General features: G+C 39.2%; 24 protein-coding genes and 1 pseudogene. 10 read left to right on the forward strand and 15 right to left on the reverse strand.

What is annotated here, in order from left to right:
• Nucleotides 1–236 precede the first annotated feature (236 nt).
• The 3 genes from DES39_RS10000 to DES39_RS10010 are packed head-to-tail and all read right to left on the reverse strand — an operon-like array spanning nucleotide 237 to nucleotide 2203.
• A complete protein-coding gene (locus tag DES39_RS10000; RefSeq protein ID WP_121145700.1) occupies nucleotides 237–1430 on the reverse strand; it encodes a DegT/DnrJ/EryC1/StrS family aminotransferase in 1194 nt (397 codons plus the stop codon).
• Between the two features lie 39 nt (nucleotides 1431–1469).
• Nucleotides 1470–1847 (reverse strand): EamA family transporter, encoded by a 378-nt coding sequence (locus tag DES39_RS10005; RefSeq protein ID WP_121145702.1) that lies wholly within the window; start codon nucleotides 1845–1847, stop codon nucleotides 1470–1472.
• Nucleotides 1847–2203 (reverse strand): DMT family transporter, encoded by a 357-nt coding sequence (locus tag DES39_RS10010; RefSeq protein WP_121145704.1) that lies wholly within the window; start codon nucleotides 2201–2203, stop codon nucleotides 1847–1849. The genes DES39_RS10005 and DES39_RS10010 overlap by 1 nt, the downstream gene beginning before the upstream one ends.
• A 145-nt stretch (nucleotides 2204–2348) precedes the next feature.
• Here DES39_RS10010 and DES39_RS10015 point away from each other — a divergent pair, with 145 nt between their 5' ends.
• On the forward strand, nucleotides 2349–3380 hold the full coding sequence (locus DES39_RS10015) for an AI-2E family transporter (protein WP_121145706.1): 1032 nt from the start codon (nucleotides 2349–2351) through the stop codon (nucleotides 3378–3380).
• A 101-nt stretch (nucleotides 3381–3481) separates the two neighbouring features.
• On the opposite strand, the gene DES39_RS10020 is transcribed toward DES39_RS10015, so the two are convergent.
• From DES39_RS10020 to DES39_RS10030, 3 genes are all read right to left on the reverse strand, one after another.
• Nucleotides 3482–3892, reverse strand: coding sequence for a YgiW/YdeI family stress tolerance OB fold protein (locus DES39_RS10020; RefSeq protein WP_121145708.1), 411 nt, complete (start codon nucleotides 3890–3892; stop codon nucleotides 3482–3484).
• A 413-nt stretch (nucleotides 3893–4305) separates the two neighbouring features.
• The gene (locus DES39_RS10025) at nucleotides 4306–5142 is read right to left on the reverse strand and encodes a fumarylacetoacetate hydrolase family protein (RefSeq protein ID WP_121145710.1); all 837 of its coding nucleotides are present in this window, start codon (nucleotides 5140–5142) and stop codon (nucleotides 4306–4308) included.
• 173 nt (nucleotides 5143–5315) lie between these two features.
• Nucleotides 5316–6101, reverse strand: coding sequence for an IclR family transcriptional regulator (locus DES39_RS10030; protein ID WP_121145712.1), 786 nt, complete (start codon nucleotides 6099–6101; stop codon nucleotides 5316–5318).
• Between the two features lie 186 nt (nucleotides 6102–6287).
• On the opposite strand from DES39_RS10030, the gene DES39_RS10035 reads away from it, so the two are divergent.
• The 4 genes from DES39_RS10035 to uraD all read left to right on the forward strand — a co-directional run bounded on the left by DES39_RS10035 (nucleotide 6288) and on the right by uraD (nucleotide 10418).
• Nucleotides 6288–7163 carry a polysaccharide deacetylase family protein gene (locus DES39_RS10035; protein WP_121145714.1) on the forward strand — a complete coding sequence of 292 codons (876 nt, stop codon included), beginning with the start codon at nucleotides 6288–6290 and terminating at the stop codon, nucleotides 7161–7163.
• A 25-nt stretch (nucleotides 7164–7188) separates the two neighbouring features.
• The gene (locus tag DES39_RS10040; protein ID WP_121145716.1) at nucleotides 7189–8196 is read left to right on the forward strand and encodes an asparaginase; all 1008 of its coding nucleotides are present in this window, start codon (nucleotides 7189–7191) and stop codon (nucleotides 8194–8196) included.
• Nucleotides 8197–8219: 23 nt separating this feature from the next.
• On the forward strand, nucleotides 8220–9428 hold the full coding sequence (locus DES39_RS10045; RefSeq protein ID WP_211324689.1) for an MFS transporter: 1209 nt from the start codon (nucleotides 8220–8222) through the stop codon (nucleotides 9426–9428).
• A 408-nt stretch (nucleotides 9429–9836) separates the two neighbouring features.
• Nucleotides 9837–10418 (forward strand): 2-oxo-4-hydroxy-4-carboxy-5-ureidoimidazoline decarboxylase, encoded by a 582-nt coding sequence (uraD, locus tag DES39_RS10050; RefSeq protein WP_121145718.1) that lies wholly within the window; start codon nucleotides 9837–9839, stop codon nucleotides 10416–10418.
• Between the two features lie 103 nt (nucleotides 10419–10521).
• On the opposite strand, the gene DES39_RS10055 is transcribed toward uraD, so the two are convergent.
• From DES39_RS10055 to DES39_RS10065, 3 genes are all read right to left on the reverse strand, one after another.
• On the reverse strand, nucleotides 10522–11859 hold the full coding sequence (locus DES39_RS10055; protein ID WP_121145720.1) for an APC family permease: 1338 nt from the start codon (nucleotides 11857–11859) through the stop codon (nucleotides 10522–10524).
• 5 nt (nucleotides 11860–11864) lie between these two features.
• Nucleotides 11865–12764 (reverse strand): acetamidase/formamidase family protein, encoded by a 900-nt coding sequence (locus DES39_RS10060; protein WP_121145722.1) that lies wholly within the window; start codon nucleotides 12762–12764, stop codon nucleotides 11865–11867.
• A 287-nt stretch (nucleotides 12765–13051) separates the two neighbouring features.
• Nucleotides 13052–13630, reverse strand: coding sequence for an NAD(P)H-dependent oxidoreductase (locus tag DES39_RS10065; RefSeq protein ID WP_121145724.1), 579 nt, complete (start codon nucleotides 13628–13630; stop codon nucleotides 13052–13054).
• A gap of 148 nt (nucleotides 13631–13778) precedes the next feature.
• Between DES39_RS10065 and DES39_RS10070 the strand changes: the two genes are divergently transcribed.
• A complete protein-coding gene (locus DES39_RS10070; RefSeq protein WP_121145726.1) occupies nucleotides 13779–14678 on the forward strand; it encodes a LysR substrate-binding domain-containing protein in 900 nt (299 codons plus the stop codon).
• Nucleotides 14679–14791: 113 nt separating this feature from the next.
• On the opposite strand, the gene DES39_RS10075 is transcribed toward DES39_RS10070, so the two are convergent.
• The gene (locus tag DES39_RS10075; RefSeq protein WP_121145728.1) at nucleotides 14792–16285 is read right to left on the reverse strand and encodes an MFS transporter; all 1494 of its coding nucleotides are present in this window, start codon (nucleotides 16283–16285) and stop codon (nucleotides 14792–14794) included.
• Between the two features lie 114 nt (nucleotides 16286–16399).
• Here DES39_RS10075 and DES39_RS10080 point away from each other — a divergent pair, with 114 nt between their 5' ends.
• On the forward strand, nucleotides 16400–16972 hold the full coding sequence (locus tag DES39_RS10080) for a TetR family transcriptional regulator (protein WP_121145730.1): 573 nt from the start codon (nucleotides 16400–16402) through the stop codon (nucleotides 16970–16972).
• Nucleotides 16973–17011: 39 nt separating this feature from the next.
• On the opposite strand, the gene DES39_RS11090 is transcribed toward DES39_RS10080, so the two are convergent.
• Nucleotides 17012–17146, reverse strand: a complete 135-nt coding sequence (locus tag DES39_RS11090; RefSeq protein ID WP_281271092.1) for a hypothetical protein — start codon at nucleotides 17144–17146, stop codon at nucleotides 17012–17014.
• Nucleotides 17118–17373: pseudogene (locus DES39_RS11160) on the reverse strand (phosphatase PAP2 family protein); the annotation flags it as partial. The pseudogene DES39_RS11160 and the gene DES39_RS11090, both read right to left, overlap by 29 nt.
• 220 nt (nucleotides 17374–17593) lie before the next feature.
• Between DES39_RS11160 and DES39_RS10090 the strand changes: the two are divergent.
• Both DES39_RS10090 and pdxY read left to right on the forward strand, forming a co-directional pair.
• Nucleotides 17594–18871, forward strand: a complete 1278-nt coding sequence (locus DES39_RS10090; protein ID WP_121145732.1) for an MFS transporter — start codon at nucleotides 17594–17596, stop codon at nucleotides 18869–18871.
• A gap of 13 nt (nucleotides 18872–18884) precedes the next feature.
• On the forward strand, nucleotides 18885–19751 hold the full coding sequence (gene pdxY / locus DES39_RS10095) for a pyridoxal kinase PdxY (protein WP_170143393.1): 867 nt from the start codon (nucleotides 18885–18887) through the stop codon (nucleotides 19749–19751).
• Between the two features lie 55 nt (nucleotides 19752–19806).
• On the opposite strand, the gene phoC is transcribed toward pdxY, so the two are convergent.
• Nucleotides 19807–20553, reverse strand: a complete 747-nt coding sequence (phoC, locus tag DES39_RS10100; RefSeq protein WP_121145736.1) for an acid phosphatase PhoC — start codon at nucleotides 20551–20553, stop codon at nucleotides 19807–19809.
• A gap of 258 nt (nucleotides 20554–20811) precedes the next feature.
• Between phoC and DES39_RS10105 the strand changes: the two genes are divergently transcribed.
• Nucleotides 20812–21756, forward strand: a complete 945-nt coding sequence (locus DES39_RS10105) for a ketopantoate reductase family protein (RefSeq protein ID WP_121145738.1) — start codon at nucleotides 20812–20814, stop codon at nucleotides 21754–21756.
• A 179-nt stretch (nucleotides 21757–21935) separates the two neighbouring features.
• Here the strand turns inward: DES39_RS10105 and DES39_RS10110 are convergent, their stop codons facing one another.
• Both DES39_RS10110 and DES39_RS10115 read right to left on the reverse strand, forming a co-directional pair.
• The gene (locus DES39_RS10110) at nucleotides 21936–22334 is read right to left on the reverse strand and encodes a hypothetical protein (protein ID WP_147405436.1); all 399 of its coding nucleotides are present in this window, start codon (nucleotides 22332–22334) and stop codon (nucleotides 21936–21938) included.
• 47 nt (nucleotides 22335–22381) lie between these two features.
• Nucleotides 22382–23035, reverse strand: coding sequence for a hypothetical protein (locus DES39_RS10115; RefSeq protein WP_121145742.1), 654 nt, complete (start codon nucleotides 23033–23035; stop codon nucleotides 22382–22384).
• Nucleotides 23036–23195: the final 160 nt, after the last annotated feature.

A 23195-nucleotide genomic window follows, 5' to 3' on the forward strand; every position in this document is an offset into this window, starting at 1 on the left:
TAAACTATCAATAATGATTAATTTGTTTATTGCTAATAAAAATGATGTTATTAACTTAAAGCATAACATTATTCAAAACAACACAAAGATAACTATCAATGCTATTACTATGTTTAATTTGACTTATTATAAATATGCATTCAATTTTGATAGGATATGAGAATTATTACATCACACATTAATTTGAATTACCTAATTTTAATGTTTCCACAAAATCCGTCACAAACAGATACATGTCAACGCAGGGAAACTGAAGATTGAATCGTGATATAAATCTGCTCAAAAGCCTTATCATCGAGCCATAGACTATTGGTAATTGTTAACATTCTTTGGGCGAAATCCTCAGCATGAGGCATTGAGATCGGCGGAATTATAGAGTTAAGATATGAGTATTGTGATAATGCATAAATAAATAACCGACTCACCCCTAATGAACTAGACCATAATTGACGCAAAATATTATCACAGATACTTTTTGATGGCAGTAAAACCATGATAAAAGGCCATGTGCCACGCCGTGCACTTTGATCTGTTATAACATGAATACCGGGTATCATCTGTAGTTGCTGAACGCGCTTTAATGCTTGCTGCGCTGTTGCGGCAAGAAAACTCGGTAAGCGACTAATCGCATTAGCGGCAACACGTTGCCTAAACTGACTAACACGGTGAAACGGCAACTCGTAAGTAAAATCATCACCAACCGCTTCAATCCATTTACCTTGTGCAAGTAAACGTCGTCGAGGCTGACCATAAACAAAATAAAGCCCAAAGGGGTGATATAATGCGGTATAACCAAGCAACGCGATAATCCGTCGCACCTCCCAACCAAAATGACGAGGAATACGCTTTGTCGCTTTTGTTAATTGCTGATTGAGATCAGGATCACTCGCACTTAATAATCCCCCTTCATAAAGCGTTAGTCCTTTACCCACTGCTAAACTAAAAAAAACAATATCACCATCTTGGCCAACATCCGCGCCAAGTGCTTGAGCTGCATCCTCAATAATGGCGATTTGATAAGGTTCAGTAAGCCGTTTAATATTAGAAATATTGGCGACTCTACCGCCAAGATGCGTAGGAATAACCGCTAATACTTGCTCATTAAGAAGCGATTGTAGCTGATTAAGATCAAATTCAAATGAATCTGTTGCTACATCACATAAGATGACCTTTAATCCACAGTGATGAATCGCTAGCGCAACTAAAGGGCAAGTATAGGCAGGAATAATGACTTGTACTCGATGTGAATGATGCTGACGAAGTACCGTTAAAGCAGTCACTAATGCAATCGTACCCGAGCACGTGACGCTTACAGGCGGAAGATTGAATATGGTACCAATACGCTCGCTTAAATCCTGATTATGCGCAAACCAATCTCCCCAATTAAGGGGTAATCCTGCTGTTGGTGGATTTTCAATGTATTTTTTCATTCACAGCCCACTCACTAAATAACCGTCAAATATAAGTTGCTATTGTTGAACATTTTTTTCAGCAAGGGCTAAAAAAATAATACCAATTATAATCAAGCCAGCACCAATTAAGCGAAATAAGGTAATAGGTTCATTAAATATCCAAATAGAAACCAGCATCACCGTCACCACTTCTAAATGTGATGCAGCAAATGCAGGACCAACTGGTGCTTTTTTCAATAATGACATCCACGTAAAAAATGAGCCGATATAACCCAAAATAGCGATGTATATCCATGGTGAATTAAATACTCTGCCTAACCACGCAATATTCGCTTGCAGAGGCTCTGCATAATTTGCAGTGAGTTTAAAACTTGTTTGAGCCACCGTGTCAAATAAGAGCAGCAGAGCAAAACCGATAAGATAGAATTTACGCATTAAGACATCCCCACAAAAATAACACCCGCTGTAATAAATAGCATTCCCATAATGCGATCGCGCGTGAGTAGCTCTTTAAATAATAAGCGTCCTGCTATCATAATCACAATAATATTCATGGACCCTAATAAAATGCCTTGTGATAGAGGGACTAATGTCAAAAAACCAAGCCAAAGCAAAAACTCAGCCAGATAAGCGCCAATCCCGAGCCAAAGCCAATAATTACGCATCAAATCTAACCAATAATAGTAGCCGTCTCGATTATTAGGTGTAACCGCGGCATACTTAAAGGCAATCTGACCAACAGTATCAAAAAAAATATTCAACCCCCAAAGAAGGACAACGAATGGAGACATAATTATTCTAATCCTCTTAAAACACTTAAACACATATTATGACATGCGTGATTAAACCAAATCATTGTTAGAGCAAAATCATATTGATAGCAACGCCAGTAAAATATATCATAACCCTCTAAAAATACGATAAGGTACACAAAATATGTTACATAATGATCAGCAAAAAATAGATATATTTTGTGCTATTGGATTCTCTATTTTTTTCATTGTTTTAATGCAAATTCATTTAATGTCAGCGGTTATCGCAGGCTTACTAACATACACATTAACCATAAAATTAGATAATTTTTTATCACTCAAAATGACAAAATTCAGTGATAAATCGAAGTTACTATCAGTGCTACTATTATCCACATTAATTTTGCTCATTTTTATTGGTGGTTTTTGGTACTTATTCACTTGGTTTGTCGATATGGCTAGGCACCCAGCACAAACAATGGAAAATATAAAGACACTGCTTGATAAACTCTCAGACACCTTGCCTGATAGCTTACGTAGTCACTTACCCGATAGCACAGATGAAATTAAAAATCATCTAATTATTTATCTTAAAGAACATGTTTTCTATCTACAAAGTATGATTACCCGAGTGTTTCATGTTTTAATCATTATTATTATTGGTATGGTGATTGGCTTGATTCTTGGATTTAAAACAAACAAACGCAATATTGAAGATAAACAAAATACTCAAACCTTGCTAATGCAAGGACTTAGTCACTGTTTAGATAGACTGGTGTTAGTATTCCAATATGTTGCCATTTCACAAGTTGTGATTGCACTATTTAATGCAGTGATGACGGCAATATTTCTCTTTGTATTACTACCTATTTTTGGTATTCACTTACCCTTTAGTAAAAGTTTAGTTTTAGCCACCTTTATCTTTGGTCTTATTCCAATTGTGGGTAATCTCGTTGTGAATGTCTTGATGTTTTTTGTTGCTTTTACCGTCTCATTTAATGTTGCAATTTTCGTCATAGTCTACCTTATATTAATTCATAAGTTTGAATATGTACTGAATGCCAAAATTGTCGGAACAAAAATTCATGCAGGAATTTGTGAACTGCTCATTGCTATGCTGTTTTTTGAAACCCTTTTTGGGCTGATTGGTTTAGTCTTTGCACCAATTTTTTACGCATTTATAAAACTATCATTAAAAGAAACAAAATTAATTTAACCGCTACATTCAATCCCTGTAAATAATATAAAATCACCCGCATAAAGCGGGTGTTAAATCGTGCTCGTTACCAATAAGAGCAAACAATTATATTACGATGATTATTTCACAGAGAGCATGCGGATACGTTTGACATCAATTCCAATTGAGCCCCAATCCTTATCCACCTCACCAACGATTTCAACATTATCATTTGGCGTGACAGTTTGTCCTTGCCAATATTTATGATCAATTTCGACATTGATTTCCCCTGTTGCATCTTTAAAAATATAATTCTCATCCCCTACTTGCTTGATAATATGCCCTTGCAAGGTCACCCATGCGTCATCAGCAAGTTGACTAACTTGTGCAACCGTTGTGATCGCTGTGGCATCAGCATTAAATCCCCCCGCATTTAACTCAACAGGTGATGTAGCACTTATAAATCCACCTTGTACTGGCATTGCTTGAGCCATCACAGTATTTGCTATCCCTAAACACACAATAAAGATTAATGGGATAAACTTTTTCATCTTATATTCCTTTTTATCATCAATGAGATTGTCTTTGTGCCATCTATTTAATCAAATCAATATTAAGACAATATTAATTCGCTTATCACGATATCGATTTATCACTAATCAATCATAAATTAACACGTTATCGCTGCAATATTGGCGCGATAATGATTGGTGAATAAATTAAGAATAGAGCAGCTATTAAGATGAAGTGTTCAAATCGAAACAGGGTTAAAAAGAGATAATACGAGACGATAATAATCACTTGTTCATCGATTATCATAAAGAGGAGACAATGATGAGTGAGAATCATGCTATTAAAACTGATAATCCATTATTATCTCAGTAGCATGATAATTAACAATCTCAACCGATCTTTGTCTCAATTGGTTTAAACTAAAACCAAAGTTAGCAGGTAAATAGTATTCTTAATCTTGTATAACGCGATTACACAATCGGCCAATACCACTAATTTCAACTTCAATAGTATCGCCAGATTTCATAAAAAGCGGAGGGGTTCTTTTCTTACCAACCCCACCTGGCGAGCCGGTAATAATCACATCACCACTTGATAATGTTGTAAATTGACTAATATAAGCAATAAGTGCTGGAACGGTATAAATCAAATTTGCTGTTGTATCATATTGCACCTGATTACCATTAAGATAAGTCTGTATGGTTAGCTGACCCGGATCGGGAATATCATCCGCCGTGACTAAGCACGGACCAAACGCGCCCGTTTTTGGCCAATTTTTACCTGCAGTATACCAAGCGTGCTGCCAGTCTCGAATGGAACCATCCATGTAGCAGCTATAACCAGCAATGTGCTCAAGCGCTTTATCTTGCGGTATATAACGGCCACCTTGACCAATAATCACCGCCAACTCACCTTCATAATCAAACTCGTCAGAGATACTTGGCTTAATCACATCCGTCAAATGGCCAGTTTGTGTATCGGCAAATCGAATAAATAACACAGGAATGGCATTGACTTCATTAAATTCACTTTTTTTTGCTGCATAATTCATCCCAGCACAAATAATTTTGGTTGGGTCTGGAATCACAGGTAAATATTTAATTTCATGAACATCAATATCAGGTGTTGTGTGATACGGTGCAATGATCGCTAAAAAATCGGGTTGCGAGAGTAATAATTTTAACGTCGGATATTGATGACCAAGATGACGAGTTAAATCGATAATCCCACCTTGCGTATAAATACCGTAGCATGACTGGTGATTATATTCATAACTAACAAGTTTCATCGTATTTCCTTCACTAATCTGTCAGATATTATTTTATTGAGTCAATATTTCAAACTCCATTTAGTGGAATTTTTTTTTGAAAAAATTATGTGCATTATGATAATCACATTATAAAACAACTATCAACACAATATTTAATATAAAATCCATTCCATTTAATGGAGTCATTCTCGTTAGGATAACGTGTTTGCACCTAGCAACATTTTAATGTCTTCCGCAGCTTTTTTAAGTTTAGGGATGATCATTGCAATATGCGCTTCATCCATTCGATCTATAGTCGTTGCAACTGTAATTGCCGCAATTGGAGTACCATCTTGTTGAATAATTGGAATTCCAACACCTTTTACACCCGGTACAGCATAATTCTCTATCACCGCATAACCTTGGTTGCGGGCATCATAATAAAGATCTTTGGTTTGTTTGATAGTTAAGCTACCATAAATATTCAATCTCATTGCCGAATTTTCTAATATCTCATCGATTTCCGTCTCTTGCAGAGCAGATAATAGAGCCAAACCGCCAGCGCTCACGCCTAATGGTTGTCGGCTACCAAGCTGAATAACCGGCGTTTGAATATAATATCCCCCCATTTCTCTGGCAATACATACTGCATCATCCGCACTACGAATAAATAAAAATGAAGTGTCCAGCGTTTCATTAGCTAATTTTTTCAAAACCGGGGCGCACATTGCAGAAATATCAAAATCATCTTTAGCCACTAAACCTAATTCAAAAATTAAGGATCCTAAGCGGTATTTCAGTGTTTGTGGATCTTTAACCAATAACCCTTGCAAGGTCAGTGTTTTTAAAAGTCGATGCGCGGTTGGTGTTTCTAATTGCATCTCATGGGCAATATCAGTTAAACGAGCACCCGACTCATTTGATGCAATCAATTTTAAAATATCAATTGCCCGTACAACAGTTTGAGAACCTTGATTTACATTATTTTTATTTCTCATAATCCATTCCATATATTGAAAGTGTAATTAATAATTGACAAAACAAAACAGTCGGAAATATAATCAATTCCAGCAAAGAACACCGATTTAAAAGTCAACTCGTTATTAAGCCCATCAAAATAATTTTTCCATATATTGGAATTTTATTTTAATCATAAACAATAAATAAAACAAGGAGAATATTTAATGGGTAATGTCTCAGCTCGTCAAAGATTAACCTACGAACCGATTACTCAACGTAAGTTTAAATTACCCAATAATGCCAGAGTTGCTGTCTGGGTCATTGTCAATGTTGAAAACTGGTTACCTGAAAATCCACAACCACGTACTGTTCTTCCACCGCCAATGGGAGTGAATATGTTGCCTGATATTCCAAACTGGTGCTGGCACGAGTATGGGATGCGAGTGGGCTTCTGGCGCTTTTTAGAAGTATTAAAAAAACGAGATATCAAGGCAACGCTTGCGGTTAATGGAAGTGCACTTGATGTCTATCGCCCGGCATGCCAAGCAGCCCTCAATGAAAAATGGGAATTTATGGGACACGGGTTCGTCCAAAAACCGATGCATCGAGTTGAAGATGAGCGACAAGCAATTATTGATACGATAAATGCGATTAAAAGTTTTACTGGTAGCGCGCCACTTGGTTGGGAAAGTCCTGGTATTGCAGAAACATCGCAAACATTAGATTTACTGCAAGAGGCCGGTATCAAATATGTGGCAGACTGGGTATTGGATGATCAACCTGTCACCTTAAAAACGCGGAGTGGTGAAATCACCTCGGTACCTTATACTGTTGAAATCAATGACGTGGTAATGTCAGCAATTCAACAGCAGCGATCTGATGAAATTTATCTACGTGGTAAAGATCATTTTGACTGCCTATATCAAGAAGGCAAAACAATACCAAGGGTTATGGCAATTACCATACATCCATATTTAACTGGCGTTCCACATCGTATTGGCTACCTTGAAGCACTGCTTGACTATATTATGATTCATCCTGATGTTGTGATGTGCACGGGTGGCGAAATTATGGATTTTTATCATAATTCCAAAAAATAAGCATAATTAAATTTAGGGAAACGTTATGGATATACAAAAATCAAAGCAATTACCAAAAATATTAATTATAACAACGGGTGGTACGATAACAATGACGCCAGATAGCACCGGTGGCGTCGTGCCAACGCTGACTGGCAATGATCTTGTTCGCTCAGTACCTGATATCGCCAAATATTGTGAGTGTGAAGTCATCTCTTTTGTTAGCAAACCCGGCGCATCACTCAATTGGGTTGACCTACTTGGACTGGCAAAACTGCTCAATGAAAAACTAGCCGATGACAGCATTCATGGTGCGATTGTGGTGCAAGGCACCGATACCATTGAAGAGACAGCATTCATATTTGACCTATTAATACAATCTGATAAGCCTTTAGTGGTCACCGGCGCAATGCGCAGTGCGATGATGCTATCAGCCGATGGACCTGCTAATTTATTAGCCGCTGTGATTATTGCTAGCAGTAATATGCAAAGCCAAGGCACGTTAGTGGCACTGAATAATGAATTTCACGCTGCGCGTTACGTGCAAAAAAGTCATACGGGTCATTTACACGCATTCTCCTCACCAGCATGTGGTCCACTGGGCTGCGTTTTGGAAGATAAAATTTGTCAGTTTGTCAAAATTGAGCGAAAATCACCGTTAGCAATGCCAAAAAATGAGATTGCCAGTGTTGGAATAATCAAAGCCGCCTTAGCCGATGATGATCGTTTATTGAAAAATATCCCTGCACTTGGTTATCAAGGCATTGTCATAGAAGCGATGGGAGCAGGTCATCTGCCAGCGCATTATGCGCCCTATATCAGTGAATTTAGCAATAAATTCCCTGTCGTATTAGCGTCTCGGGTACCATCCGGACCGATATTCACGCATAGCTACAATTTTGCGGGATCGGAAATGGATTCAATCCGACGAGGAGCAATACCAAGTGGCTTATTAGGTAGTGTCAAATCAAGGCTGTTGCTAACGATCTTACTCTCACTTAATTACTCACCAGAGCAAATAAAGACAGAATTTCATGAGAGAACTGAATATTAAAAATTAGAAATGGAGGCGTTAAGATGATCAAGTCACATAGTACTAAAGTAGCGGTTATTATGTTTTCAATCCTACTGTTATCATATATTATCAATGCAATGGACCGCCAATTATTTTCCATACTGGCAACAGATGTTAGAAACTCGCTTGATCTTGATTTACCTAAAATAGGTTTAGCCTCCACAATTTTTACGTTAGGAATGGGCGTTGCCGGTATCCCAACTGCTTTACTTCTTACACGCATGTCTCGTAAAAATGTTGTCATACTCGGTATTATTTTATTTTCTGCCGCAACATTTATGACCGCCTATGCCAAAGGCTTCTCTGATTTATTGCTTTATCGATTCTTATCAGGCTTAGGTGAAGCAATGCAGCTAACTGCCCTATTAGCTATCGGTACAACCTACTTCATTCGCCATCGAGCAGTCGCTGCAAGTTCATTAAACTTTACCTTCGGTATCGGTGCAATCATTGGCCCTATTTTCGGGGCCTTTATTTTGAATCAATTTCATTGGCAAATGCCCTTTATTGTTTTTGGTTTAGCTGGAATCCCTATGCTTGTTTTGATTTTATTGTTTACTCGCGCATGGTTAACTGAAGCCAAACCAACAGAGCAACAAATTCAAATCGAAGCTAATAACACCGATTCTGCCCAATCGATTTTATCGCGTAAACCTATTTTATTAGCTATTGCAACTGCATTTGCCGGTCTCTCTATTTACGGATATTTAGGACTCTATCCCACATTCTTACGAGAATCCTTAGGATTTCACGCTCAAGATGCAGCAAAAATTGTCAGCTTCTATGGCTTAGGCGCCCTATTGTCATTGTTTGGTGGCTGGCTTGGCGATAAATATAATTACAACAAAGTATTATTCTTTTTCCTAATTATTTCAGCCATTTCCGGTGGATTAGTCTTTACCCCATTAAACCACTCTTTATGGCTACATGCACTATTTTCATTTGTCTTTGGTGGTGCGATTAGTGGTATGGTGTACTCTAATTTATCCGCCGGCTTGATTAAATCAGTTGTGAGTAATAAAGCCTCTCAAGCTTCAGGGTTATTCGTTGCTAGCTTATATATTCCAGCTGCTTTCGCGGGCTATATTTTAGGCCAGTTGAAAGATCATTTTGGTTGGAGTTACAGTGGTATTATTCAGATTTCAGGTTGTGCTATTATCTCGGCCATTTTAATTATCATTGCAACATTACCGGTAAAATACCGCAAATAGATATATTCCGACGTCATGATACTTAATGCTTTCTGCTTAAAAAAAAATTTTAGCAGAAAGCTTAAGCCAGTTTATATTCATTACCCAAATTTAGTGTTAACCCACTTCCACTCGCTGATAAATTTGCTCTCTATTAACAATAAAATTGTTTAAAATATTTTTATTATTCCATTTTATGGAAAATATGATGAAACGAATTAAGCTGTTATAAAATTTATTAGTTTAATAGCCATCTTATTGATTAAATTAATAAAAACACAAAACAACCGATAATCGGCATAAGCTAAAATTAAAAAAATTTAAATTATTATAACTATATTATAAAAAATTTTAAAATTGATAATTACTCAAAATAGGCATAGCATTCACTTGCAGTATTATTTACATATAATTTATTAAGAAGGTTTTATGAAATTCAAGTTTTTAAGTATCGCTTTACTCTTTTTACCATTGACATTTAATGCAATGGCAAACGTTGATAACCATCACCGCATTCAAGATATTAATAAAATGGATGATAAGGTTTATCTAACAACATTTAGCCCACTGTTTAATGATGATGAATGGGTACTTGTAGAGTCTGGCAAACAACGCCCTTTCTCTGGTTTTGTCGATATGTTTGAGCATATTATTAATATCATCAAAGTTAGCGATAAACAAACACAGTTATCATTAATTGCAGATCACCCTGATCTAGCCTGTCCTGCTGCTCGAACAGAAGGGATCGCAGCGGCCTCACAAGAAGAACAAAAAAGTTCAGGTCTAAATTCTTGTACACAAGAAGAAGCGGTTAAACTTACACAACTGAACAAACAATACCGTGAAAAATTTGGTTTCCCTTTCTTACTAGCAGTGAAAGGTTATGACAAAGCAGCCATTTTTGCGGAAATTGAAGATCGTCTGAACAATGATCAAGCAACCGAATTCAATATTGCGATGCAACAATATTATAAAGTTGTCATGCTACGTATGTTAGACTTAGTAAAATAGCATATTGCTATTAATATAAAGCTCGATATTAAATCGAGCTTTTTTTATCATCAATGCACATCTGACCAAGTAGCTAAGAGCAAAGCTATCTCCCCATCGCCGATTATTCGATGTTTAGATTGATCTTTTTTTGTAACACAAAACGAAGTACTAAATAATAGACAATACCTACTGCCAGCCATGATAAACCTAACAATTTAGCCGTCACATCCATTTCATAAATGACATAAGCAATAATGAGTAGCCCTAGCACCGGGAAAATAATATGTAATACCACATTATATTGGCGCTTTTTAAAGACATAAAAAACAATCACCGAAATATGTAGCATCACAAAACAGGTCAACGCACCAAAATTGACTAAACGCGTTAAATCATCAAGTTTGTCACTAAAATAAAGGCCGGAAATAATCGAAATAACCGCAATAAAGAAAATACTAACAACCGGTGTTTTATACTTATCATGTACTTTCGCAAAACATTTCGGTAACAAATCATCGCGAGACATCGCAAATAAAATACGCGACACCGCAGACTGCGCAACTAACGCATTAGCTAGGCCCCATGAAATAATCGTCGCAAATAACGTAATGGTTTTTAAACTCGCGCCACCGGCAATAAATGCCGCATCATAAAATGCCGTATCAACATTGTTAATCGCCATATTTCGCAGCAAATCAGCCGCAATCCAGGTTTGCACAATAAATAACACCCCAATAACCAATAACGCGGTTAATGACGCCTTACCGACGGTATTTTGATCACCTTTGACTTCTTCTGATAATGTTGAAATACCATCAAAACCTAAGAATGATAATACTGCAATTGATACACCACCAAAAATCAAGCCAAAACTAAAATTATCGCTGTCATAAAGCGGCATCAAGGTAAACGAACTGTGATCACTCAGCCACAGATCCTTCGCGCCCAAAGCAACGAAAATCGCCAGCACAATCAGTTCAAAGATCAAAATAATCTTGGTCGCTTTGGCGGTAAATTCTACGCCTAAACAGTTAATTAATGAGTTAGCAACCACAAAAAAGACAATCCACACTGTGCCAGGTATATCCGGTAAGAAATCATGTAAGGCATTGGCGCTGACGATATATAGCAGTGAAGGCACCAAGATATAATCGAGTAAAATCAACCAACCAGTGAAAAAACCGGCAACGGGGTGAATACCGTGATGAGCATAAGAAAACACCGATCCCGCAATCGGTAATGACTTTGACATACTCCAGTAACTAATCGCGGTAAAAAACATCGCGACCATACCGATGAGGTAAGTTAATGCGATCATCCCTTGCGATTGGTCTAAGATGTAACCAAATACCCCAAAAGGCGCAATAGGTACCATAAAAATCAAACCATAAATGACTAAATCTTTAAACGTTAACACTCGTTTTAATTCTTGTTTATATCCGTAATTCTCTAATGACATGCAATCTATTCCAAAGATAAGTTTATTTGACGTAATACTGATTGGGGTAATTCAAAGCGGCAGGTTTTTTGTGGATCAACCACCTGGCAAATTTTTAAATCGCCGCTTACGCTCAGTAAGGTAATGATTTCGGCCGCCGTCAATTGATTTGCCTGTTTTAACAGCGTAACCATTTTTTTAGTGGCCAATGTTGCCGCATCATCTAATGTGACCGCGGATGCAATTGTGCTAATCATTGTGTCACTGACAATCAGTGGCGTTGGTAACTCGTGACCTTTAAGCACGGATAATACAACCTCGACTTCACCAGAAATTTCAAGCCCGGATACCGAGACTTCACCATCGCCCATCGCGGCATGTAAATCACCCAGTGCAAATAAAGCGCCCGGCACATTAACTGGCAAATATAAGCTAACGCCCGCTTTAATCTCTTTGCAGTCCATATTACCGCCATGTTCACACGGCACACCGCACGAAATATCGTCACCTTTTGGTGCAACGCCGATAACTCCAATCATCGGATTGAGGTCGATCTTGATGCCTTTTGGAAGGAACGCTTGATTATCTTTAACTGGTACTTTGTAAATAGCGTTATCGGTTAATTCATCGCCTAACACACCTAAATTTTTACCAGTTGCCATAATGGCATAATCACGATTGAGCGTCATTTTTTTAATCTCAACTTTTAAGATATCACCCGGCTGTGCACCTTCAACGTAAACAGGGCCCGTCGCAGGATTAATCGTATTCCAGTCTAGCTCACTAAATGTGACGCTTTCATCGGTGATTTGATCAAAGAAACAATCACATGTTTCAAAAGTAACATGGCTGCCACTTGGCACGCGCGCAACCGCAGCGTTATTTTTTGACATTGCAAAAATCACATGACGTTTATCGATTTTCATGTAAGGTCCTCTGTTGAAAAATAGTCTTAACTTTGATAATTGCAAAATCCATGCCAGTTAAAATCGAGGTAAATTTCACCAAAAAGTCGCAAAATGATATAAAAAAACGCGGTACAGGGTAAACAATTAGACTTGCTACGCACTAAATAAGAGCATAATAATCAAGATATTGATTTAAATTAGTGCATAACGAGGGGAAGGTAAGAATGCTGATAACGTTAGCGTGATAAACCGCCATGCTGGAGTTGGGTGAATAAACCTTATTCACCCAAAGGTAATGAACGAATTTATATTACACGTGCTAAATGAGCCTGATAACGCTCAATATCCTGTGCAACATTCGGGTTTTTCATCACATCGCTACATAGAAAAGTTGGCAATGGCGCTAAACCTAAAAACTGGTTTGCCTTATGAAAATGGAAGTAAACCATGTCAACGCCCTTACCTTCAAAAAACTGCTCCGGATCGTCAAAGGCCTCAGCCGGGGCATTCCATGTTACTGACAACAGGTATTTTTTACCTTGCAACAGACCCCCTGAACCATATTTTTTATGATCATCTGAGCGAGTACGACCGTCACTGGCGTACAAACGACCATGACCCTGAGTGAAAACCTCATCCATGTACTTTTTCATAATCCATGGTTCCCCCATCCACCAAGCCGGCATTTGATAAATAATAATATCTGCCCACTCATATTTTGCCACTTCTTGCTCGATGTCATAGCCCTTATCAATCACCGTCACGTTGACTTCGTGCCCTTTGCCAAGCAAGTACTGCTCTGCAGTTTCCGCAAGTGTCGTATTAAGATGCCCCGCAGAATGGGCAAACGCTTTCATAGAATTTAAAATTAACACACGACTCATAAATAACCTCATAATTAGGCGAACTCAGTTAAGGTTCGCGACGTGATAAAATTAACTATCCTCATTTTACGCTTTTACTTATGCAAAAAAAGCGTGTTAAATACACAATATACTTGACTAAAAATCAACAATAATTGAGCAACCCATCATGAATGTGACATTTGAAGAGCTATTAGCCTTTAGTACCGTGGTCAATACCGGATCGATTACCCATGCCGCCGAACAATTACAACAAACTACCTCTGGCGTTAGCCGTGCACTAACCAGGCTAGAAAAAAAGCTCAATACCACCTTACTACGCAGAACCACTCGCCGGCTAGAATTAACCGCCGAAGGGCAGCTCTTTCTGAGCCATGCACTGCGCATTATTGCTTCGGTAGAAGAAGCGGAAGAAGCTATCATTTTACAACGTAAAGAGGTCGCAGGACTGCTGCGCGTTAACGCCGCAACGCCATTTATGCAGCATGTGATTATCCCCTTAATTGGTCGCTTTCGCGCCGCTTATCCGCTCATACAGTTAGAGCTCAATACTGATGATCACATCATCGATTTGATAGAAAAGCGCACCGATGTTGCCATTCGCATCGGCTCTTTAAAAGATTCATCATTACATGCCCGCTATTTGGGTTCGAGCCAAACAAAAATTTTGGCAAGCCCGGCGTATTTAAACAAACACGGCACCCCGAGTAATGCGGTGCAATTGCAAGAACATACTCTAATTGGTTTTCACGCCACCAGTGGTTTAAATACCTGGCCAATACTCAATGATAAAGGGGAAATATTACATATTACTCCAACCATCTCATCATCTAATGGTGAAATGATCCGGCAATTAGCATTACAAGGGGAAGGTATTGTAGCATTATCAAATTTTATGACCAGGCACGATCAGCTATCTCAGCAACTGATACCAATCTTAGCACACGACACGATTTATCGAGATAAACCGGTTAATGCCGTATACTACAAAAACCGACAGCTGGCCTCACGTATTTCGTGTTTCTTAGATTTTTTAAGCAAAGAGATTAACATGCAGCAACTGTTGTAATACCGTAAACGCAGCGCTGTGCCAAATATAAAATGCCATTCGCGAGTTGTATCAAGCCGAAGCAGTAAACGGTCAAAGCCAAATTGCACTTAAGCCCGCTTTGACCGCATCGGTTAGTGATGATTAATTTTGCTCGGTGTTGATTGCCAAATAAAGAGGGTTAATAACAGTAACAAACTACCAGCCGAGATTAAAATCACTTGATGAGCCTTTGAGAAAGCAAGCTTAGCGGCAGAAATCAGTTGTTCACTTAACGAGGTAACATCGAGCTGACTTGCCACATAAAATGCCTGAGTAATTGAACTTTTTGCCTCTTGCTGCATAGGCTGGCTCAAACCAGTAGGTAAATCGATATGGTAACTATAAATAATTGAGATCATTAGACCAAAAATAATCACCCCAAACCCGGCTCCTAGCTCATACGCAATTCCCTCTATCGCACCCGCCGCGGATGACTGCTCGCTAGACACCGCCGACATAATCGCAGAAGTCGATGATAATAAGGCAATATCAAGGCTCAAACCTAATAAAATAAAGAGCCCCCAAACCCAATAAGTTTGCGTAATAAAATCTACCGAAGCCAGCCCTAAAAAACACAGTGAACTAATACCAATACCCGCCGTCGCAAGAATTCTAAATGACACGCGGCTAGATAACCAACCGGCAATCGATCCGCCAATACAACTTGATAACATTAAGGGAGCAATAAAAATACCCGCTTTTAATGGCGTAAAATGATAGACAAGCTGTAACTCTTGCGTCACTAATAACTCAAACCCAACTAAAGTCACCATAACAACCATAGCGATAATCGTACCTATCACTAAGGCTTTTATTTTAAACAGATGAAAATCGATCATTGGTGCAGCGGATTTAAGCTCTTTCTTGATAAACAGCGTGAGCAATGTGATACCCAAAATACCTATCGCACATGAATAGCGTAATTCACCGTCCAATTTTAAACTCGATTTTAAGCCATACACAATCAGTAAAACAGCAATGGTTAAAAAAATAGCTTTACCTAATGGCCATTGCTGTTTGGTATTTTCCACTTGTTTAGGAATGACAATCATAACCCCGATAATGGTGATTAAAACCAGTGGAATATTAATTAGAAACACCACTCCCCAATGAAAGTGCGATAATAAGTACCCGCCGATCAGTGGCCCAAGTGCGGCGCCTGAAACACCTATCGTCGTCCAAATACCTAGCGCCATAGCGCGCTCTTTTTCATCCTCAAAGGTTTTTCGAATACCAGAGAGCGTTGCTGGCAATATCATTGCCGCCCCAATAGCCAGTAATGCTCTGGCCATAATCAGCATCATTGCCGAAGTCGATAATGCTGCAAATAATGAAGCCAGACCAAATATCGTTAAACCAATAATGACTAATTTTTTAAAGCCAACCCGATCACCTAAGGCCCCCATCGGTAGCAACATACCGGCCATTACTAAAGAATAAATATCAATAATCCATAGTAATTGATTCGATTTGGTAGCGAGTTCGCTCGCCAAAGTTGGCACGGCAACATGCAATATCGTCGCATCAATTGATACCGGCAAATACATTAAAATAATTAATGCCAATATCACCCATTTTGATTTCATATTCCCTCTCGAAAATGAACGCTGGTTCACAAAAAACAGAATTCTATATATTTCTTGAACACATGTCCACTTTCAGGGCATAATAATTAAAATTTATTTGAAATTAAGCGGTTTATGAGCTATTTAAAGAAAAATGAGCGTTATCAACAAATTCTAAATACCGCGATGCAAGTCGTGATTGACGAAGGGATTGCGGCCATCACCGCCCGAAAAATAGCCAAAACAGCCAATATTTCAGTCGGCTTAATTCATAAACACTTTAAAACCATTGGCGAACTCAAAAGTATCGCACTCATTGCCATAACCAATCAACTCATTGAGCAGCAACAAACGGATCTTGAGCACAAAACCCATATCGACAAAATCATTGAATCAGTGATCCCGTTAAAAGGTAACAATGCCGTTATTTTTAGAAAAATGTGGAATGAAGCGCTATTTTTATCTGACAAAGATCCAGATATCAAACGCGCTTATCAGTCCTCAACCAATGAATGGCATGAGTATATTGTGCAGCTAATTAATGAAGCCGTTGCCGATAATGCACTGCAAACAAACAGCGCCAATGATTTAGCTTGGCGACTCATCGCAATTAGCTGCGGTTTTGATAACTTATCAATTATTGATGAGTTTGACCAATCAACGATATACGCGCACATCTTAGCACTTTTGCCGCCCAATCTCACTTAGTCAAATCCAGCGAAAACAGGTTTGGCTAAATATGATAATTTAGGCATGTTGTAATTTCGCAAATTCGGCTTTCGCTTTCGCTAATTGAACAAGAAACGCCGGATTAGAATGCAGTGTCGCAACGATTCCAGATGCGACAATTCTGGTCACATCGACTGCATTTTTGCCGACCACGTTCAGTCCCTCGAAGTAAGAACCCTTTTTCATACATGGCTTGATCATATAAGAACAAAATACTGCCAATTTCCGGTGGCGGTGGTAACAATGCGAAGCTATCAATCGTTTGTGAGTTTTTTAAGTAATACAAGGCCGGTTTTAGTGGTAACATTATTGCCAGAGGGGAGCGTTGCAAAAACGTGGCTAGCAGATAGTAACCCTAATAGCAGCGTCGAGGATATGATTTTTAGCACCTTTTATAACCTCACTTGGTGACAAGATTATTAATTATAGTCAACTTAGTTACGCGTTATCGTGATACCTATCACAGCACCTACTAAACAATATCATCTCCGCTTTTTATACAATTCCTGCTCTCACCATCGATAACGAATTGTGATATTGATAGTTTTATGCTAGTTTTCTTGCCATAAAATAGTCACATATTTATCTAAGGTTGATATCATGTCCAAACCGTCAGCTAAAAAAGTCGCCTTTGCCGCATTTATCGGCACCACCATTGAGTGGTATGATTTTTATATCTATGCACTAGCCTCAGTGCTCATTTTTGGCCCACTTTTTTTCCCGTCAGATAACGAGTTTATTCAAATTTTAGGCGCCTTTGCCGCCTTTGCGATTGGTTTTCTATCTAGGCCGTTAGGGGCGATTTTATTTGGCCATATTGGTGACCGCTTGGGGCGTAAAAAGTCGCTGGTCATCACCTTAATGTTAATGGGCATTGCAACGACGTGTGTGGGTTTTTTGCCCTCTTACCAATCAGCCGGCATTGCCGCGCCGATTTTATTGGTTTTACTGCGAATCATTCAAGGTATTGCCGTTGGCGGTGAATGGGGGGGCGCGGTGTTAATGGCTAATGAACATGCCCCCAAAGGCTTGAAAAATTTCTTCTCATCCTTTGCTCAGTGGGGCAGCCCGGCAGGTAATATTTTAGCCTTGTTGGTGTTTTCTTATATTCTTCGTTTACCGAGTGATCTGTTGATTGATAGTGGTTATTGGCGCATTCCGTTTCTGGTGAGTTTTATTCTGCTCATTATCGGACTAATCGCTCGCTTGACCTTAACTGAATCGCCAGTGTTTACGGAGTCTTGCCAACAACAAGATAACTTAAAACAAGAGTCAGCCCCCATTATTGAAGTGGTCAAACATGCCCTACCGCTGTTAGTGTTAGCGATTGGCGCTAACGTACTGTCATTTAGTGGCATTTTTTCCAATACGTTAATGATTGGTTACACGACCATTGCCATGGGCGTTGATAAAAGCATCATTGTGGATGCCTTGTTCTGGGTGGCACTGGTGCACTTTATTGCGCAGCCGTTTATCTCCTATTTTTCCGAAAAATACTCGGCCTCACGTTTTTTAATTTGCTCGGCAGTCCTCGCGATGGGATCGGTATTCCTGCTGTTCCCGATTATTCAGTTAGGCACCACAACTAGCTTTATTATTGGTATTTCATTAAATGTGATTTGTTATAGCGGCTTTTATGGCGTTATCGCCGGCTACCTCAGTCGTATTTTCCCGGTCAGAATTCGCTATACTGCGTTATCAATGAGTTACCAAGGCTGTGCGGCCATTTTTGGTAGCCTCATTCCGATGATTGGTGGCTATATTATTTATCAGTACCAGCAGTTTTGGTATCCACTCGCCCTGTTTTATTGTAGCTTAGCGTTAATATCCATTGTTTGTATTTATCTGTTAAGCCGCTATCACTATTATGATGAGTAATAAGGCAACTATTATGAAAACCGTTTTATCGATGCAATCCAATGTCGTGTATGGCTACGCCGGTAATAAAGTCTCGACATTACCGATGCAATTACAAGGCGTTGAAGTCATGCCAATTCATACGGTGCAATTATCAAGTAACACCGTTTACCCGAATTATGATGGGATAGTGCTTGGCGAACAGCAGATCACCCGCATTGTAAATAGTTTAGAAAAAATCGGGGTTTTAGCTTCAATTGACGCGATTATTTCTGGCTATATCGGCCTTGCCGAGCAAGGTGAAGAGATTCTCGAAGCCGTTAACAAGATTAAACACTATAACCCAAATGCGATTTATGTTTGCGATCCGGTTATGGGCGGCGATATCAATAAAGGCAGCTCGTTGCCACGTAATATTATTGATTTTTTCACGCATCAAGCGATTAATCAAGCGGACTATATCACGCCAAATTTATTGGAATTACAGCTATTATCCAATATTGAGATCACCTGCTTTAATGATGTCATTAAAGCAATCAACGCGCTGAAAAAACCGCATATCAGGGGCATCTTAGTTAAAAATTTAGTGCATGCGGGCAAAACAACTGATCAATTTGAAATGGTGTTATCAACCCAGTCGCATAACTACCATCTTGCCCGTCCATTATATGACTTCCCCCATCGGCCATTAGGGGTGGGTGATTTGATTTGTGGCCTATTTACCGCCCATTTAGTCAATGGCAAATCGCAATTAATGGCGTTCGAGCTGGCCGCGAATGCCGCCAATCATGTGCTGGCCATCACCAAGCAAAACAATGCCCGTGAACTGGCCATTATCGCATCACAAGACTGGATTAAAAATCCGACTTTGCAATACCAATCAACCCCCTTCTCGCTATAAAAAAACCCGCTTAATGCGGGTCTGGTGTTATGACAATCAATACAGACATAATCAATTATTTTGCTAATGTGGCAAATTCCGCTTTTGCTTTAGCTAGCTGCGCAAGAAATGCCGGATTAGAGTGCAACGTTGCGACGACGCCTGAGGCAACAATTCTTGCCGCATCCACATCACTTTGCCAGTGGTAACCACAAATCACGCGGCTTTGCCCTAATTCATAGCCGCGTTTTAAAATCGCATCTTGATTAGCCGGGTTGATTTCCGTCAGTACTAAAGCCGAGGCCCAGCCAATAGACGTGTGACCTGACGGATAAGAGCCATTGGTTGATAGTGATTTTTGTTCTTTGGTATTACAGGTTTCAACGCCATAAAAGGCAAATGGCCGAATACGCATATACGCCATTTTTGCCGATCGCGTTGCCAGATCGCCGGCATCTTCAAGCATATTGGTTAACAATTTATGAATTTCAGGGGCATCTTTTGTGGTAATCGGATAACCAAACGCAGTAGAAAACGCATTGGCAACGCCGCCAGCCGCCAGATCAGCATCGGCTGCAGCTTGCTTACCCCGCTCAGTACCTCGCAGTAAGAAGCCTTTTTCATACATCGCTTGATCGTATAAAAACAGAATACTGCCAATTTCAGGAGGCGCGGGTAGTAACGCTAAACTATCAATCGCTTGTGAATTGGTTAAATAATAGAGATCGGGCTTAGTGGTCGCATCATTGCCAGGTGGCACCGTTGCCAAAACTTGTCCCGATAATAGCGCGAAAAATAATGCAGATAACACGTTTTTTTTCATCGTTGATAACCTCATTTTATGACCATACAAGCAATTATAGCAGGCTCTAAAACCCATTGCCGTGACCCCTATCACACTGCCAAGGTTGGTAATCTAAAATGAGTTATAAATCTGGTAATCCAACCAACAACTGCCGTGAATTTGACAGGATTAGATAACAAGGAGTATAGTATCAAAATCAATTTATGTTATTAATTTATAACAAAGTTTTATTTAATATACGCCTCACAGCATGCGTTGTCATCGAAAGGGAAAATTATGAACAAGAGCAAAGTACTCGTATTGGGCGCCGGTGGCATTGGTGGTTATTTTGGTGGACGTTTAGCCGAAGCTGGGCAAGATGTCACATTCCTAGTGCGCGAAGCAAGACAACAGCGATTAACACAAAACGGCTTAACCATTAAGAGCCAGTTTGGTGATGCCAATATCGCGGTCAATACCGTGACCGCAACGCAGCTAAAAGCGCACTATGATTTTATTATTCTGGCCTGTAAATCTTATGATTTAGAATCAGCAATAAGTAGCATCGCTCCAGCAGTTGGTCCATCAACCGCGATTATTCCACTGCTAAATGGCGTTGCCCATATTGAGCAATTAAATGCACGCTTTGGCCAAGATAAAGTACTTGGTGGCAGCGCGAAAATTCAAGTTACCATGAGTGAACAAGGCGATATTTTACACTTAAATGATTGGTGTGATTTAACGGTTGGCGAACAAGCCGCCGAAATCACCCCACGGGTGACACAATTTACCCAGTTGTTTGCACAAGCAAAAGGTGTGCAGATCAGCGGCGTCAACGATATGATGCAGCAAATGTGGCAAAAACTGGTCCATCTATCAACCGCCGCCGCCATGACATGCCTGATGCGTGCGAATGTCGGGGAAATTGTTCGCACGCCAGAAGGTAAACAACAATTTTTACAATTACTCGAGACAAATGCACAAATCGCTAGCCAAAATGGCTATCGGCCAAGTGACAGCTTTATCAAAACCTATCAAGCTATTTTTTCTGATCCGAACTCAAAATACGCCACCTCAATGCTGCGCGATATTGAACGCAAAAACCGCATTGAAGCCGATCATATTATTGGTTTTATGCTCAATAAATCGATTTTAGCAAACATTGAATCACCAACATTACACCTTGCCTACACACATCTCAAGGCGTATGAACAGCGTTTATTAGCCGAACAAAGTGCATAAATTGCAAATAGCATCGTGAGCCCTACACCTAAATGCAGCCGCTGCAAAGCGGCAGTGTTTGGGTTAGTCGTGGCTAGGTAAACGTTTAGCGGCTCTAGGCATTTTCACAGCCAACCAATAAAAATAGCGTGAAGAGCATTATTATTTTTTGCCATTTTGACATGATGTATTCCTTAATATTATGACGCTTGATATTCATAACTGATGACTAGCGGTGTCGGGTCTCGTGTTTTATCCCGCCAGTAATGCATCACTAATCGATAGTGATAAGGGGACAGAGCCCCGGAATCAGCAAAAGTACCTAATATTTGATTCACCACTAAAAATGCAATCTCATCATTTTGCGGCGATACAGCCGAGTAACTGTCGATTTTATCCTCTAATACTTCCAATGTAGTCGGAGGTAAAGTAATCTCCTCACCATTATGATTTAACGATACATAACGTTCATTATTTTCTTTTTGTAACTTAATCCCCGCCATAGCACGCATATGCCAAGCGGGTACCGTTGATTGGATTTCAATAACATCCACATGCTTCTTTTGACGATAAAACTGCAATAATACCTGGTCAGACAAGAACCATCATAAATACACATATTTATTACAATTAATTTAGTACATAATCAGTTACCAAATACTAATGACCCGACAGTGACGATTGGCTTTAAACCCTCTTTCGTTTTTCGGAAAAAATTATTAGATCCTTGATCTGACCAATCGATTTGCTGATTATCTTTCGATAATGCGATATATTCATTTAATTCTGGTGATTTCGCCCACTCAGGGATCTCGCCTTCAACATGATAATAATAAGTAAAAGTCATCGTAGTTTTATTTGGCTCCCAGAGTTTATTCCCAATGGAATCGACCACCACCCGACCAAAACAAAATACCTGACTTGTTCCCCCTAAATAATAGGCTTTATATTTTAAGCCCTCATCTGTAAAGTTATATTGATAAAAACCCGTAGGTTGACCGTTATCATCGACAGCAGCGGTTTCACTTAACAGCCCTAAACGGGCAAACATCGCTAATCGTTTATTCAATATATTATTTCCATCAATAAAACGATTATAACCATACTCATCTAACTTGCCGGTTACTTCCTTGGTAGTATAAGGATAATCAATACGTCCCACAGTAAAACAGACTCCCCTAGTACCTGTCGGATTCGCATTATCAAATCCCGCCTGCAAGGTTTTTTTAATATCGGCATTTTCACAGCCAACCAATAAAAATAGTGAAAAGAGCATTATTATTTTTTGCCATTTTGACATGATGTATTCCTTAATATTATGACGCTTGATATTCATAACTGATTACTAGTGGTGTAGGATCTTGTGCTTTATCACGCCAATAAAGAATAATAGTTCATGCTCGCAAACCATTTATGCTAAGTTCCTATAATATGTACTCCTGGAGGTACTATTGGTTTTA

The organism is Orbus hercynius (assembly GCF_003634275.1).
Taxonomy (GTDB): domain Bacteria; phylum Pseudomonadota; class Gammaproteobacteria; order Enterobacterales; family Orbaceae; genus Orbus; species Orbus hercynius.